This window comes from Zestosphaera sp., assembly GCA_038727705.1.
Taxonomy (GTDB): domain Archaea; phylum Thermoproteota; class Thermoprotei_A; order Sulfolobales; family NBVN01; genus Zestomicrobium.
In genome coordinates, this window is the sequence record JAVYVJ010000002.1 from 117,842 (window position 1) to 132,735 (window position 14,894).

Sequence of the window (14,894 nt, forward strand, 5' to 3'; positions counted from 1 at the left end):
CGGACCTACCTGCTCCACGTCCGCAACGAAGCGTCGAGCAGAGGGTATAATTTCTCATTAAGTAAGATAGTGACGTATGATCCATTGCCACAAGCGAAGATACCGATCACCAAAGCCCAGTTGAATTATGAGTTCCAACACCTGTTAAGTAAGCTGGCCGTGCGCAACAAGAAGTGGATGAGCAGCATTAAGGGGGTTGAGGAGGTGGAGCCTCATCCGCTATTCTACGTGGTGAGTGGGACGGTTTAACTCGACCGCCCAACGAAATTTATAAGCTACGTTACCGGTAACTACTTGAGGTAATTTAATTATGCCTCCACCATGTTCTCCTGGTAGGATACTGCACGTTGATCTATCAACTGAAAGGACCTGGGAGGAGCCTGTCCCTGAGGATTGGTACAAACTCTACGTCGGTGGCGAGGGCTTCGGAGCGAAGTATCTCTACGACAATCTGAGACCCCGCGTTGATCCGATGTCCGGTGAGAACAAGCTTCTGTTCATAACGGGTCCCCTAACCGATACTGGCGCCCCAACATGCGGCAGGACCGTGGTCATGTTTAAGTCCCCCCTAACCGGCACCATATTTGCATCAAACGTCGGCGGTTACTTAGCACCGCAGATCAAGAGGAGCGGCTACGACATGGTCGTGGTCCACGGCATGGCTGGGAGGCCCACGTACATATACATACACGACGACAGGGTCGAGTTCCTCGACGCCAGGGACTTCATGGGACGCTCGCCCAGGGAGGTCCAGAAGGAGATAAGGAAGCGTCACAACAACAGAGACATTCAGGTGGCGGCTATAGGAGTTGCTGGGGAGAAGCTGGTCAAGTTCGCGGCGATTATGGTGGACGGTCATAGGGCTGCGGGTCGAGGCGGCGGTGGGGCTGTGATGGGCTCCAAAAACTTGAAGGCGCTTGCGGTGTACGGAACACGCTTCAAAACCGGGCTGGCTGACCAACCTAGCTTCAGGGAGGCCGTCAGGAAGGCGTTGAGTGAGTTGCTTGAGGAACCCTTCGTCAGGGACGAGCTGAGGAAGTACGGGACACCTTCATTCTTCGACGCCATGAACGCCACAGCACTGGTGCCGTTCTACAACTGGAGGAGGAGTAAGATGCCTGAATTCAACGACCATCTAGGTTACAAACCTTATCACGAGAGGCTCTCAGTGAGGCCCTATGCATGCTTCAACTGCCCTATAGCGTGCGGAAGGCACACAGTAATCCCTGAGGGGGTGTTCAAGGGTGTTGAGAGCGGCGGCCCCGAATACGAGTCGCTCGCGGCGTTCGGAGCTAAGACGGGAGTTAAGGACCTCTACTACGTTACAGCCGCAAACCACCTCGCCAACGAGCTCGGCCTAGATGTAATATCCACCGGCCAGGTGATAGCCACAGCGATGGAGTGGTATGAGGCGGGGGTAATAGACAAGGCTAAGGCTGACGGGCTTGAGCTCACTTTCGGCAACGGCGAGGCCGTGGTGGAGCTAGTCAGAAGGATTGGAACGAGGAAGGGGGATTTCGCAACCCTGCTCGGCGAGGGCTCCCTTAAAGCCGCCCAGATCCTAGGTAAGGACGCGATGTACTACGTCATGCACGTGAAGGGTCTCGAGATGGCTGCCGACGAGGTCAGGACGAGTAAGGGTGAGGCCTGGTCCCACATGGTCTCCCCGAGAGGGGCTGACCACCTGAGGCCTTGGGCATCGATAGTGGACGCTTTCGGGTACCTGAGCGAGGAGTTCGGCATCACCGAGAGGCCCGACCCCTTCAAGGAGGAGTTCAAGTCCTGGGTCAAGCCGCTGGAGGAGTACTCGATGACCACCAACCTGCTCGGCGTATGCCTCTTCACAGTCATAACGCTCGCGGTCAGGGCCGAGACGTGGACCAAGCTCCTCAACCACGCCGCAGGCTACGATTTCACGATGAAAGACCTCCTTAAGGCGAGTGAGAGGGTCATAAACCTTGAGAGACTCTTCAACGTTAGGGAGGGCTTCAGCAGGAAGGACGACTACCTGCCTGAGAGGTTCAGCAGGGAGCCAGGCGATGGCGCCGTGGTGGATCAGGACAAACTCCTCGACATAATCTACGAGATAAAGGGATGGGACAGGAACGGGGTGCCGACTAAAGAGAAGCTGAAAGAGTTAGGCCTAGAATGAGGACGGTCGACTGGATCATAGCCCTGAGGGGGGATTCCCACCCTAGAGAGCTGATGATAGAGATCACTACAGCTTGCAACTACATCTGTCCGCACTGTTTCAGGTTTTCCATCAAGGACTTCAGAACCTGTTACATGGACTTGAGGCTATACACCCACGTGCTCGACTCAGCCATCAATGCAGGTATTGGGAGAGTCGTGTTCTCAGGGTGGGGTGAACCCACAGTGCACCCCAACATCCTTGAGATGATAGACGAGGCAAAGGGTAGGGGGTTATCCGTAGCGATTAACACCAACGGCTCCAGGCTTGACGAGCTGTCTGAGGAGTTAGTGAGGCTGGGTGTGGATGAGGTGTTCGTAAGCATCAACCAATCTGAGTTGAATCGAGACGCACTACAGGGCGTTAAGCAACTTAGGATGCAGAGAATCCTCAGGAGGGCTGAGAAGCCTGTGATCAAGGCCATCTACACGGTCACGAAATCCAGCGTCAAGGGAGTGAAGGAGGCGATCAAGCACGCTAGGGAGCTGGGCGTGAGGGAGCTACACTTCAACTACTACATACCGTACCCCGGAGGACCGGGGGAGCTCGACTGCCTCAACGACGGTGAGTGCAGGGAGGAATTCAACAAGATGCTGAGCGACGCCGCTCCAAGGATCTTAGGGGCAGGGGTTCGCTTCACACACGCAGGGACGACCCCGAAGTTCGCTAGGAGCTGCCCTTTCGCAAGCAACAGAGCCCTCTTCGTGAGGTGTGACGGATGGGTAGCACCCTGCCTCTACTACTCGAGGTCATGGAGGACTAGAGTCCTCGGAGTCACCAGAGAATTGAGGGAGGTGTTGCTCGGCAGGCTCGGGGAGGTAAGCCTTCTGAATATCTGGAGGGGTAGGTATTCGGAGATGCTCTTCAGACTTCACTTCAACCACCTCCCCTCATGCTTGGAGTGTCCCTTCATGGAGGGGTGTGGGTTCACGTCAACTAATGAAGCCGACTGCTGGGGGAACACGCCCAGCTGCGCACACTGTCCATACATGCACAAGCTCTCATACTGCCCGCTCTGAGGTATGTGTGAAAAAGTTTTGTTTTTAACTCTTCAAACCTTTCGGAGTGAGCAGGCTTGAACTTCACAGGTATTGAAGCACTGGACTCACTATCTTCTGCTTCAGCACGTCTATGAACCCCTTGTCCGTCACTGCATAAAGGGGGATGGCGGCCAGGGGTATGAAGATGAGGAACATGAACGGGTGGTAAATCGATATGCCGAGGTCCTGTGCGGCTCTCCTAAGCTCCTCAACCTTCTCAGCCACCTTCGTAGGGGGCTCGTCCGACATCAACCCAGCTATGGGCAGCGGTAGCTCAGCAACTACCTCACCACCATCGATCACTACCTGCCCTCCCTGCAGTTCCGCAATCCTGTTTACTGCGAGAGCCATGTCCTCGTGGTTAACCCCCAGAACCACTATGTTGTGGTTATCGTGAGCCATTGACGATGCTATAGCGCCCCTCCTCATGTTGAAGCCCCGTACGAAAGCCGTGCCTATACCTCCTGACCTGCCGTGCCTCTCCACGACGGATATCTGGGCAACGTCCCTTCTGGGATCGGGGTATACCACGCCGTCAACTATCTCCATAACCTCTTCATCGTGTTCGATAATCGGTATGTGCGGCGGCACCCTCATAACTATCATCCGCACTCTCCCCGACGCCCTCTCAACCCTGTACATCAGGTCGTTTACTTCGATCCTTCTGGCTAGCCTGACCGTGTTGTGGAGGGAGGGATCCCGCTCAACTGGAGGCACCTCCTTAACCATCCTCCCGTCACGAGCTACGACCTCCCCACCTGCTATCACGGTCCTCACACGGAATTTCTCCAGATCATCGACTATCAACACGTCACCGTGCCTGCCGGGGGCCAGCAGGCCTACCTCGTGGTCGATCCTGTAACTCTCAGCTGTGTTTATGGTGACCATTTGGAGGGCGGTCAGTGGGTCGACGCCCTCCTCAACAGCCCTCCTGATTAGGTGGTCGAGGTGTCCTTGATTCAACAGATCCGGGGCATCCACGTCGTCGGTAATCATTAGGGCGTACCTCGGGTCGACACGCTTCTCAATCAGGACCCTGACGGTTTCGTGCAGGTTCTTAGCCACTGAGCCCTCCCTCATCATTAGTCTGAGCCCGTTCCTCACTCTCTGCAACGCCTCCTCAGCCGTGAAGGACTCGTGGTCGGACCTCACTCCGAAGGCCGTGTATGCTGATAGTGCTTGATCCTTGAGCATCGGTGCGTGACCCTCCAGAGTCTTCCCATGCCTCCTCCCCACCTCAACCGCTGCCAGGTAGTCTGGATCTCCTAGGAGGAGGTTGGTGGCGACTATCTCGCTCAGACCCACTGCCTCCGGCAGTTTAATGAGCTCCTCCACATCGTCAGGACCTAGCTCACCACCAACAGTCTCAAGTCCTGGATGGAACGGTAGTTTAACAGGGACTAGGAAGTAGAGCCTCAGCGGAGTCTTCCTAGCCTCATCTATCATCGCTTTAATCCCTCTAACACCGGCCACGAGGCCTACTTCATGAAAGTCCGTCACAACCGCCGTAGTCCCACGCGGCATCACTGCCTCGGCGAACCTCCTGTACGTCATGAGGCTCGTCTCCACGTGGACGTGCCCGTCAATTAAACCCGGCGTTAGGTACGCGCCCTCTGCATCAACGACCCTGGTAGTGCTGCCTATAGTGTAGTTGACGTCACCTACGGCCGCCACCCTGCCGTCGGCCACGGCAACCCCGCCGGGGTATACCTCCCTCGTCACCACGTTCACGATGTTCCCGTTAATCACGACCAAGTCCGCGGGTTCCCTGCCTAAAGCGACCAGGACGTGCCTCCCGAAGGACATATACATCCACGTGTCTATGTCGCGGTGAACGTTAATAAATGTTTTTCAAGTATGTTTGAACTTAATTTAATACACTAGGCTAAAGGCGTCTGAGTATTTTTAACATATTTATTGTAAAAAGTGTCTACTGGTTAGCGAGTTAAGCCAGGCACGCTCATCCGGCTCTCGCAGACCTCGACTATTGTGATTGCGTCATATAGTCGATGTCCTCTGTAATCCCCTACCACCACTTCAGTGGTCCGTCCTGGGGTCATGAGCGAGGCTACCTCATCCCGTAACTACTTCCTTAAGGGAGTCCTCCAGGATGTCCAGACCCTTATGCAGTAGCTCCTCCTCAATCGTCAGCGGCGGGTGGAGCCTCACCACGTTGAGGAGTAGGCCAGCCCGTAGGAGCAGTAACCCCTTCTCCCTGGCCTTGCTTATGAGTTTCGAAGTCTCCTCCACGGCCGGCTCCTTAGTCCTGTGATTCCTAACCAGCTCCATGGACAACATGACCCCTAAACCCCTCACATCTCCCACCAGCTCATACCTCTCGTGCATCTCATCCAACCTCCTCCTAATGACCCGGCCTAACCTCTCAGCCCTCTCAACCAGCTTATCCCTAATCATTATCTCTATCACCTTAAGAGCCACCGCACACGATACTGGATTCCCCCCGTAGGTGCCTCCGAAACTCCCCGGATACGTCCTTTCCATGATTTCTTTCCTACCTACCACAGCGGACAGCGGCAGCCCGTTGGCCATCGCCTTAGCCGTTATCATTACGTCAGGCTCGACACCGAAATGTTCTACAGCCCACCACCTGCCCGTCCTCGCCCAGCCTGACTGGACTTCATCGTCTATCAGCAGTATCTCGTGCGCCTCGAGGAATTTCTTCAACTCCCTAACGTAATCTGGGGGCGGCACTATGAAGCCACCCTCCCCCTGAATCATCTCCATGATGAAGGCGGCCACCCTCTCTGGAGGGGTTCTCACGTGGGTGAGCCACTTAACGATGTAGTCTAGGCATGCCAAACCGCACTCAGGGTGTTCGTGTTTTAGAGGACATCTGTAGCAGTATGGGTACGGAACGAACTCGACGCCGGGTATGAGGGGCTCCAACCCTACCTTATAGGGCTTGTGCTTTCCGGTGGTCGCTAACGCGTACCCGTACGTCCCCCTGCCGTGGAAGGAGTTCTCATAGGAGACCACCACAGGCCTGCCGGTGACCTGCCTAGCAATCTTAATAGCGTTCTCAGTCGCTTCGGAGCCGCTGTTCTGGAGGAGGACCTGCTTCTCTGAGGGCCCCGGAGCTATCTTAGCCAGCTTCTCAGCCAGCTCAACGTACGGTCTGTAGTTGGCGACCATGAAGCACACGTGCCACAACTTCCTCAACTGTTCCTCAGCAGCCTTAACTAACTCTGGGTTGGCGTGACCTAGGGAGGTGACCCCTATACCGCTGGTGAAGTCTATGTAAGCCCTGCCATTGACATCGTAGAGTAGTGCGTTCTCCCCCCTCTCAACCGTTATTGGATGGTAGACCGCAACGCCCCTCATGACGTACCTACCACGTAAATCTAGATAAGGATCTGACACGCATCATACCAATTACAGTAACTCCCGAACACCACTTAAATACTGAGCACCTTAAGCTCGAGTTGTTCAAGGCAGTCCTGAAGCCTGTGTTAGGGACGCGTTCAGGCAAGCAATGTTCTGCAGGTCTTGCGAGTTGGGGGACTCAAACACGGTTTGAGGACGCTAAGCCTCGCTCATGCGCTCAACCTCAATCAACATCTTTTCATGGATCCTCTCATCGTTAACTATCTTGTCGAGCAACGCCTCAACTATTCGCGATATTCCGGCCGGCTGTGTTTTGAGGTGTTCCCTGATTAGGGGGAGTGCTAGTTGCTGGTACGTTTCCTCCCCAATCGCTACCTCAACCCATTTCTGACCCTCAATGAACTCCTTTAACGAGGCTGTCTTACCGCCCCTCAAATTGAGGATGGCATTGCTGACCATACGCCATGGCCCCCCCTACCACTTCCTCGCAGCTGTCAACAGGCTCATACGCCTTCGCTGCCTTACCGAGCATCTCAATGACTGACGCGTGCAGGTTGCTCTCCATGGATATGCTCTTCAGAGCCGCGTAGAGAATCCCGGTTGCATCACCCTGCTTTAGCACTTTCTCAGCGAAGAGATCTATCGCCAATGCAGTGATCTTCTCGAGCTCTGAAGTGCAGTACAACACCACGCCCAGAGACGTCATTTCCCTCACCAAGATACTCCCCATTCCAAGGCTTAAATTGCTGTGTTATCGCACCGTGCGACGCCCGTCGAAGTAGGGGTCCTTAACTCATTTGAAGAGGGTCCTCGATCCTTAAGGGCTGGTTTTCCTCAGTAGGTGCTATGCTGGCTACACCGTCGTCGCTGAATACATAGACACCCCTCTCCACGCGGATGAGCCTGCCCGTTGCCGACGAGTGTACTGGAGTTCCGCCGATCCAGGTCAGGATATCGCCCTTCCTTATGTGTGCGCCCGGCTCTACGGCGGGTTTCGGGAACCCCTCCGCTGAAGCCCTCACTTGAACTAGCTTGCCGTAGTAGGTCTTCCCTGTAGGGCGGGCGGCAGGACCGTTACCACTAACCACCCCGAGGCCTGCTAAAGTCCCGAGGGCAACTCTGAAGAGAGTCTCCCCCCACTCCTCACTGTAGTACCCGTCGCCGCCAACGGTCTCTATAATTGCTGCAGGTATGCCGCTGTGCGCGGCCTCGACGAACAGCTGACCGCGCGTGCCGGCGGACTCCACGACAACGTCCCACGGTATTAAGTCGGTGAACTCCCTGACTCTAGGGAATTCCCTGTGGAGGGCAAGCACATACTGATATGAATTCAGGCCAGCGCAGTGGAGATCCAGCACGTAGTCGGACGAGGACGCAAGCTCCCACACGAACTTGACTACCTTCCTAGTGACGGTGGAGCCAGCCCCTTCAGGGAAGACCCTGTTCATGTCTACGTAGTCCACCGGATTGAACCTCGTCCTGGCATTAAATCCCAACACATTAACCACAGGCACTACAGTCACAGCCCCCTCAACACCGTCCCTCAGTCTCAGATATTCAATCAGCTTGTAAGCAACGTAGACCCCCGTAACTTCATCGCCATGTATAGCGGCCGTAATCAAAACTCGCGGGGACCTCCTAGACCCGAAGACGTAGTGCTTAAGCCTAAGTCCAGGCAGATCTAAAGACCGTGAACTCACGAGCACCCCTGGATATTCTAGGGGCTAATCAATAAAATAGCGTGTAGGAACTGAAAGGCGGTGTATGGTAGGGTCTAGGCTTAGATAATGTAATCATCAAAAAGCCAAGATAACATGTTAAAATTATTTAATATTATATTTATTATATTATATATTTAGGGGTGTGACGCATGGATTATTCCCTCACCACCGGCAGTGGCGAGTTAGATGCGTTAATTGGGGGACTACTGCCTCGCAGTATGGTGCTAGTTGTTGGTCATCCCGGTGCCGGTAAGACCACACTCGCTTCTCAGATCTGCTACGCCAATACCTTGAGAGGGAAAAAGTGTCTATACGTGACCTTCTACGAGGATAAAGATAAGCTCTTCAGGAATATGAGTAGATTAGGTATAAACTTGTCTGAAGCCGAGAGTAAGGGACTCCTTAGTTATGTGAAGTTACCGACGATTTCTGTAGATGAGATGTTGAAGGTCATGACGGAGCTCTTAACCAGAGGCTCCTATGATGTGGTAGTCATAGATTCCATAAACCCCACGCTCGAGCTAAGCGAGCCGAAGGAAGCTCAGAGGGCAGTCCTACTGAACTTCTTCTACCAGCTGGTCAACATCATAAACGGACTGTTAATAGTCTCTGCGGAGATACCTCTGGGCAGGGAATCGCTGAACCTTGGTTCAGTAGAGTTCGTTGCTGATGCCATAATCTACTTGAAGCACAGGGTGACGTACGGCTCGCTATCGCGCGTGCTGGAGATCAGGAAGATACGTGGGGCACCGCTCTCAATCGTCGAGTTTCCGTTCTCGATTGTTGAGGGTAAAGGACTTAAGGTGTACATACCTCCGAGGCTTGAGAGGGTTATTGCAGGTAAGGGTGAGACGTTTAAAACGACCTTGAGCGCCATTCCAGAGCTCGTCGGACCCATTAACAGAGGTGACCTCGTGTTCATCAGCAACCCGCCACACGGAAGGACGCCCTTGGTCATCATACCGGTTGTAGACTTAGCCGTTACGAATGATGCGAGGGTTCTCCACATATCTTACAGGTACTCGCCGGACGAGGTGAGGGATACTTACGCCCGGGTGTTTGAAAGCTATTTCGGCGTGGAGAGGGACTATACATTGAAAGCGCTGGACAAGCACTTCTACATTGATTCAGTGAATCCAGCCAGTTACTCACTGTCGCACATGCGGGCCTTAACGAGGGAATTAATAGAGAGGCTTGATCCGGATATAGTCGTGTACCACGGCGTGGACGCCCTTAAGGGGGTTATTCGAGAGCAGGAGGAGTATTGGGCAATGCTCATGAACGAGCTCGTTTGGCTTAAGAACATGGGTAAGCTTGTAATACGATACGCCTCCAGAGTCGATCCGTATTGGACCAGAATGAACGAGGCCCTATCCGACATAGTCGTCCGGGCCTACTATAGGCGTGAGGGCGTTCACTTGAAGCCCGTATTCTATATATGGAGACGTGGGATGAACCCAACTATATTCGATTATACTGAGAGGGATTCCGAGAAAGCGACTTTGGAGCTTAAGGAACTGGCTAAAATGGTTAGGGAGGATGCCAGCGCGGGGGTGAAAGGATGACTAGGCTGAGGGGAAACAAGGTACAGGATAGCATTAGAAGCTACGCCAGGAACGTCGCTCCCGGGCTATTCTACTTACTGGACTTGTACTGCCTTAAACTCACGGGGAGGGACTGCGTGACACTCCTGCTGGACGAGCCCGAGACCCTCAGGGAAATCATTGCGGGGATATACGGTTCATCGCCAGCGGTTAGAGTGATTGCAAGGATGTTGCTCCATCCCTTGAAACTGGAGATAAATGTTGACAAGTCTGTGGATGAGTTGGTTGAGCTGTTCATGAACAACCCCGTGGAACTGCGTAGAGTGCTGTATGAGCATGCATGATCACGTAAGCGGTCCACGCATGCATTCATCCACCAACACCTTCATCACTATTCAAGCATGCTTCATAGTAGGGGGTTGTGCTGCAAGCCACGGCCTGTCAAAAGAGCGGGTCTAGGTTGTGATGAGCGTGTTGACGCTTATCCCTCGAAGACTGCTTTGAGGACTCTTAGTATGTTTTCATGCGCTATCTTCTTAACGTCCCCCTCTGAAAACCCTCTCTCCATGAGTCTAGCGTAGAGTGCCGGCAACTTATCTATGCTTTCAAAGCCTTCAGGTGCTGGCAGTCCGAACAGTCCAAGAAAGTCCGTGCCTACCGCGAGCATGTGGACTCCGTAGGTTTCACGGACGTATGTGAAGTGCTCCACGACATCATCTAGCGTTGCTTTAGGCTTAGCCGATGTGAGGGGTCCTATAGCTGAGATGCCGATCACCCCTCCGTTTCTGTGAAGGGCTTCCAGCACGTCATCACCGACATTCCTCGACTTATCCACGAGCCTCCTGACGTTCGCGTGACTCACGATCACGGGCTTCCTGCTCACTGTGAGAACGTCTAAGGATGTCCTCCCACTGGCGTGGGCTAAGTCCACTACGATCCCGAGCTTATTGGCTGTCCTGACTAACTCCTCGCCCTCGCCCGTCAGCCCTACGTCCTTCCTGACCGCACACCCGCATCCGTACTTGTTCTGATAGTTCCAAGTCAACCCCAAACTCCTGAGTCCAAGCTTCTTAAGGAGGACTAGGTCGTAGGGATCGTCAATCGGCTCCGCCCCCTCTAGATGTAGGAGGAAACACAGGCCCTCACCCCGCAGGCATCCCTCAACGTCAGAGAGCTTCTCCACTATCTTAACGCCGTAGACCTCGGCCATCCTGTGGTAGATTGAGAAGTGCTCTAGGAGGAGAGCTTGAGGTGCCCTGTACTTCATCGCCGGAAGCCACCTACCGTAGAGCTTCTCGAGGGCGCTGGACTCCTCCGGGCTGAAGCTCTCAGTGCAGAGGAACATCGCGGCGAAGACGACGCGGACGTTCGCCCTCCCGTACTTAGGTATGTCCGCTGTACGGCCCGCTACGTCCTCCCCGAAGTCTCCGAGCGGTGAGTCACCGCCGTGGTGGAGGTAGTGAGCCGACACGTCTTCGTGAAGATCCACGGTAGGAGGTAGGGAAGTAAGTGACGTATGCCACATCCCACTCAAACCTCTCAGTGAGATTACGGCCCACCGCCTTTATATTTCACCCAGTCCTCCACCGCTATCCCCTGTTTTAGGTTGGCTCGCTACGCCCCTGCTGGTGTGGTTGGTGGTTTGGGAAATTGAAGCGGCTGAAGACCCTGCAGTTGATGAGGGCCAGTGCAGGGATCTGCTTGGAATGCCTCTGAATGGTGGGCCTTCGGTCGTAGCTGTTAAGCACTACCCCCAGACGGCTTGTGGTCAGGCTGGTTTCCGTGCACGTTGTTCCTCACGATCTCATCCATCTCCTCCCCTATCTCCCTTGACCTCCTGCACGAGGACTCGACGACCTCCATCAGCCCCGCCTTGATCCCCTCGGTCTCAAGTATCTTCAGCCCTCTTATCGTGGCGCCTGCCGGGGTCGTCACCTCGTCCCTGATCTCAGCCGGGTGGGCCTTCAACTCCTTAAGCAGTCTGGCGGTTCCCTCGATCATGTCCAGCACCACCCTGTACGCGAGGTCCCTGGGCATTCCGGAGGCCACGGCACCCAGGACGAGGCCGTCTATCACCTCGGCCATGAACGCGGGGCCGCTGCCTATCAGGCTCGTCCACACATCCATATACTCCTCGGAAACCCAGTAAACGCTGCCCAAGCACTGGAGGACCTTCTCAACTAAGGCCCTGCCTGAGTCGCTGACACCGTCTCCCGCAGTAACGGCCGTAGTGGACCTCCCAACCAAAGCGTTTATGTTAGGCATAGCCCTGAAGACCTCGGCCCCGTTGAGGACCTTACCCAGTGTGCTCAGCTTGACACCGGCCATTATAGATACAACGACCCTGTCAGACCACAGGCCCTCCGGAACCTGGCTGTAGAGCTCCGGGAAGTGATGCGGCTTAACACTTATAACCACTAAGTCGGAGTTACCCACCACACGGGCGTTATCCCTGAAAACCCTAGCACCAAGTCCTGAAACCCTAGCAAGAGTCTCATCACTCCTCCCACTAGCGTAAACAACCACATCAGGCATGCAGGACCTAACAGACCTAATGATCGCAGACCCTATCCTACCAGCACCCAAAACACCAACACTAAACCCACCCACACTCCCACACCCCAACCGTGTTTTGTAATCTATTACAGTTGTTTCCTATAAATTATATCTGGTTCCCTTTAGCTACTTCAAAACTTCGAGACCTGCGTCAAAGCGTATAAGTATATCTCCTTTCTACCCGGTTAGGAGTGGGAAGGCAGAGATCTTATACGCCAGGAGTATCGTAGAGGCTGGGCACGACGGACTACCAAGTAGCATCAAACCCATATAGGATACATTCCAATATTCACCACTACTTCTATGCATGTTTCCCCATGAGTAGATTGTCTGAGTTCACGTTAACGATCTCAAGCCTGAATAGAGTAAAGTTCGGAAACTATATAAAGTCATCACCCATCGCAGTCCGACACGCGCTGAAAGAGTCCTTAACGCCGATTTTGGAAGAATGGTCCCTAGAACAGTTAATCATGAGAATGAGGACTCAGTTTATTTAGGGATTACGCCCCGCAAACGTGCTCGTTATGAGGTGTTGGTTTAACGTGTTAGTTGTAACTACGTCTTACTGTTGGTTGTTCTTATTTAACTTGTTTATGTTAATTCTTGCTATGAACTTGCGGAGATAAAGCTTATAAATTTACATATATATGTTTAAATGAGTGTGTGTTTGGGGGTGTGTTGTGTGGGTTTAACAGGTGTTTCGGGCGTTAAGTTCCTCGCCCTGGGTTTGGTTGTTGGTTTTGGTTTGGGATGGTTCATGAAGCCTGTTGGGACTCAATCTGTTGTTGGGCATGTGAGGTTCACTCTTGACTGGGCTTATCAAGGCCCTCAGGCGCCGTTCCTAGTGGCTCTGTATAAGGGGTTCTTCGCTGAGGAGGGGCTTTCCGTCACGATTGACAGGGGTTACGGCTCGGCTAAGGTGATCAGCGATGTTGCGGCCGGGATGTTCGACGCGGGGTTCGGCGACATCAACTCCCTCATAGAGTTCAAGTCGAAGAACCCTGACGCTAAGGTTAAGCTGGTGGCGGTCATCCACGTCAGGTCACCTCTGAGCGTCGTGACGCTGGCGAGGACTGGGATCCAGACGTTGAAGGACCTTGAGGGGAGGAGACTCGGGGCGCCGGCGGGCGATGCTGCGAGGAGGGTCTTCCCAGCGCTCGCCAACGCCGTCGGCGTGGACCTGAATAAGGTTGAGTGGGTCACGATGGACGTCCCCCTTAGGGAACCCATGCTCGCCAGGGGGGATGTGGACGCCGTGACGGGGTTCTACTATACGGTGGTGCTCAACCTGCTGGGGTTAGAGATCCCTGAAGGCGAGGTAAGGGTCTTCAAGTACGGCGACCACCTGCCGCTGCTGGGGAACGGCATAGTCGTTAACGAGGACTTCCTGAGGAGTAACCCGGAGGCCGTGAGGAGGTTCCTGAAGGCCGTCGTGAGGGGCATTAAGTACGCGATACAGAACCCCGACGACGCGGTGGAGATACTAACGATGAGGGACCCAACCCTCAACAAGACCGTTGAGAAGGCGAGGCTGATTATGGCCCTAGAGATCATCAACGTGAAGGGGGTGACGGACAAGCACGGGCTGGGCTACGTCGACCAAGCAACCATTGAGGGATGCATAGACGTGGTTGTACGCACCTTCGGACTCGGCAGGAAGCCCTCGCTAGGCGAGATCGTCGACCTCAGCTACCTCCCGCCGCTTGAATACGGAACTCCATGACAATGTGATGCTGATGAAGGACGCGCTCCTGAGACTTCATCACGTCACAGTCAAGTACGGCAACAACGGCGGCGAGCTGGTGGCGGTGAGGAACGTCAGTCTAGACGTAACGCCCGGCGAGGTCGTCGCCATCGTGGGGAGGAGTGGATGCGGCAAGACAACCCTACTCAAGACCATGGCCGGACTCGTCAAACCTGTTGAGGGGGAGGTGATCTTCAAGGGACGCAGGGTCGTCAGCCCACCGAAAGGTGTGGGAGTCCTCTTCCAGACCCCCCTACTCCTGCCCTGGAGGAACGTGTTGAGGAACGTCCTACTGCCGATAGAGATAGCCGGCGAGGACATCGGTAAGTACGTCGGCAGGGCGGCCGAACTCCTTGATAGAGTCGGTCTGAAGGGGTTTGAAGGCAGCTACCCGTGGGAGCTCTCAGGGGGGATGCAGCAGAGGGCGGCACTCTGCCGGGCACTCATCCATAAACCCTCCCTACTCCTGCTGGACGAGCCCTTCAGCGCGCTCGACGCGATCACTAGGGAGGAGATGTGGATCCTAACCCAGGAGATCATCTCATACGAGGGGTACACCGCAGTGCTGGTGACGCACGACGTCAGGGAGGCCGTCCTACTGTCCGACAGGGTTGTCGTGGTGGGCGGCAGGCCGGGCACAATCAAGGCCGAGGTCAGCGTGCCCTTTACTAGACCCAGGGGGCTGGAGCTCCAGTACAGCGAAGCCTTCAACGAGCTTGTGGCGAAAGTGAGGAGCCTGCTGGGTGATTGAGT

At 54.6% G+C, this 14,894-nt stretch carries 14 protein-coding genes; 7 read left to right on the forward strand and 7 right to left on the reverse strand.

Annotated features, from left to right (window positions below; translation table 11 throughout):
- Window positions 1-69 precede the first annotated feature (69 nt).
- The 3 genes from QW772_04750 (at window position 70) to QW772_04760 (ending at window position 3,210) form a co-directional block, all read left to right on the forward strand.
- Complete coding sequence (locus QW772_04750; GenBank protein ID MEM0038215.1) at window positions 70-249, forward strand: hypothetical protein; 180 nt, start codon at window positions 70-72, stop codon at window positions 247-249.
- Between the two features lie 61 nt (window positions 250-310).
- Window positions 311-2,152 carry an aldehyde ferredoxin oxidoreductase family protein gene (locus QW772_04755; protein MEM0038216.1) on the forward strand — a complete coding sequence of 614 codons (1,842 nt, stop codon included), beginning with the start codon at window positions 311-313 and terminating at the stop codon, window positions 2,150-2,152.
- On the forward strand, window positions 2,149-3,210 hold the full coding sequence (locus QW772_04760) for a radical SAM protein (protein ID MEM0038217.1): 1,062 nt from the start codon (window positions 2,149-2,151) through the stop codon (window positions 3,208-3,210). Before QW772_04755 ends, QW772_04760 begins: the two co-directional genes overlap by 4 nt.
- Before the next feature lie 63 nt (window positions 3,211-3,273).
- Here the strand turns inward: QW772_04760 and ade are convergent, their stop codons facing one another.
- The 5 genes from ade to QW772_04785 all read right to left on the reverse strand — a co-directional run bounded on the left by ade (window position 3,274) and on the right by QW772_04785 (window position 8,276).
- Window positions 3,274-5,043 carry an adenine deaminase gene (ade, locus tag QW772_04765; protein MEM0038218.1) on the reverse strand — a complete coding sequence of 590 codons (1,770 nt, stop codon included), beginning with the start codon at window positions 5,041-5,043 and terminating at the stop codon, window positions 3,274-3,276.
- A gap of 261 nt (window positions 5,044-5,304) precedes the next feature.
- Entirely contained in the window at window positions 5,305-6,612 is a 1,308-nt protein-coding gene (locus QW772_04770) for an aspartate aminotransferase family protein (GenBank protein ID MEM0038219.1), read from the reverse strand.
- Between the two features lie 162 nt (window positions 6,613-6,774).
- The gene (locus tag QW772_04775; GenBank protein MEM0038220.1) at window positions 6,775-7,035 is read right to left on the reverse strand and encodes a hypothetical protein; all 261 of its coding nucleotides are present in this window, start codon (window positions 7,033-7,035) and stop codon (window positions 6,775-6,777) included.
- Window positions 6,998-7,282 carry a hypothetical protein gene (locus tag QW772_04780; GenBank protein ID MEM0038221.1) on the reverse strand — a complete coding sequence of 95 codons (285 nt, stop codon included), beginning with the start codon at window positions 7,280-7,282 and terminating at the stop codon, window positions 6,998-7,000. The genes QW772_04775 and QW772_04780 overlap by 38 nt, the downstream gene beginning before the upstream one ends.
- A gap of 82 nt (window positions 7,283-7,364) precedes the next feature.
- Window positions 7,365-8,276, reverse strand: coding sequence for a succinylglutamate desuccinylase/aspartoacylase family protein (locus QW772_04785; protein MEM0038222.1), 912 nt, complete (start codon window positions 8,274-8,276; stop codon window positions 7,365-7,367).
- Window positions 8,277-8,446: 170 nt separating this feature from the next.
- Between QW772_04785 and QW772_04790 the strand changes: the two genes are divergently transcribed.
- Window positions 8,447-9,862 carry an ATPase domain-containing protein gene (locus QW772_04790; protein MEM0038223.1) on the forward strand — a complete coding sequence of 472 codons (1,416 nt, stop codon included), beginning with the start codon at window positions 8,447-8,449 and terminating at the stop codon, window positions 9,860-9,862.
- Complete coding sequence (locus QW772_04795; GenBank protein MEM0038224.1) at window positions 9,859-10,185, forward strand: hypothetical protein; 327 nt, start codon at window positions 9,859-9,861, stop codon at window positions 10,183-10,185. The genes QW772_04790 and QW772_04795 overlap by 4 nt, the downstream gene beginning before the upstream one ends.
- A 137-nt stretch (window positions 10,186-10,322) precedes the next feature.
- Here the strand turns inward: QW772_04795 and QW772_04800 are convergent, their stop codons facing one another.
- Both QW772_04800 and proC read right to left on the reverse strand, forming a co-directional pair.
- The gene (locus tag QW772_04800; protein MEM0038225.1) at window positions 10,323-11,366 is read right to left on the reverse strand and encodes a membrane dipeptidase; all 1,044 of its coding nucleotides are present in this window, start codon (window positions 11,364-11,366) and stop codon (window positions 10,323-10,325) included.
- Between the two features lie 215 nt (window positions 11,367-11,581).
- Entirely contained in the window at window positions 11,582-12,451 is an 870-nt protein-coding gene (proC, locus tag QW772_04805; protein MEM0038226.1) for a pyrroline-5-carboxylate reductase, read from the reverse strand.
- Between the two features lie 601 nt (window positions 12,452-13,052).
- Between proC and QW772_04810 the strand changes: the two genes are divergently transcribed.
- Both QW772_04810 and QW772_04815 read left to right on the forward strand, forming a co-directional pair.
- Window positions 13,053-14,120 carry an ABC transporter substrate-binding protein gene (locus QW772_04810; protein MEM0038227.1) on the forward strand — a complete coding sequence of 356 codons (1,068 nt, stop codon included), beginning with the start codon at window positions 13,053-13,055 and terminating at the stop codon, window positions 14,118-14,120.
- A 13-nt stretch (window positions 14,121-14,133) separates the two neighbouring features.
- Entirely contained in the window at window positions 14,134-14,892 is a 759-nt protein-coding gene (locus QW772_04815) for an ABC transporter ATP-binding protein (protein ID MEM0038228.1), read from the forward strand.
- Window positions 14,893-14,894: the final 2 nt, after the last annotated feature.

Excerpts from the sequence above, each read along its gene's own strand:
- QW772_04755 (MEM0038216.1), top strand. The coding sequence starts at position 311 with ATGCCTCCACCATGTTCTCCTGGTAGGATACTGCACGTTGATCTATCA.
- QW772_04760 (MEM0038217.1), top strand. The coding sequence starts at position 2,149 with ATGAGGACGGTCGACTGGATCATAGCCCTGAGGGGGGATTCCCACCCT.
- QW772_04780 (MEM0038221.1), bottom strand. The coding sequence starts at position 7,282 with ATGACGTCTCTGGGCGTGGTGTTGTACTGCACTTCAGAGCTCGAGAAG.
- ade (MEM0038218.1), bottom strand. The coding sequence starts at position 5,043 with ATGTATATGTCCTTCGGGAGGCACGTCCTGGTCGCTTTAGGCAGGGAA.
- QW772_04810 (MEM0038227.1), top strand. The coding sequence starts at position 13,053 with ATGAGTGTGTGTTTGGGGGTGTGTTGTGTGGGTTTAACAGGTGTTTCG.
- QW772_04790 (MEM0038223.1), top strand. The coding sequence starts at position 8,447 with ATGGATTATTCCCTCACCACCGGCAGTGGCGAGTTAGATGCGTTAATT.
- QW772_04815 (MEM0038228.1), top strand. The coding sequence starts at position 14,134 with ATGAAGGACGCGCTCCTGAGACTTCATCACGTCACAGTCAAGTACGGC.
- QW772_04775 (MEM0038220.1), bottom strand. The coding sequence starts at position 7,035 with ATGGTCAGCAATGCCATCCTCAATTTGAGGGGCGGTAAGACAGCCTCG.
- QW772_04795 (MEM0038224.1), top strand. The coding sequence starts at position 9,859 with ATGACTAGGCTGAGGGGAAACAAGGTACAGGATAGCATTAGAAGCTAC.
- QW772_04800 (MEM0038225.1), bottom strand. The coding sequence starts at position 11,366 with ATGTGGCATACGTCACTTACTTCCCTACCTCCTACCGTGGATCTTCAC.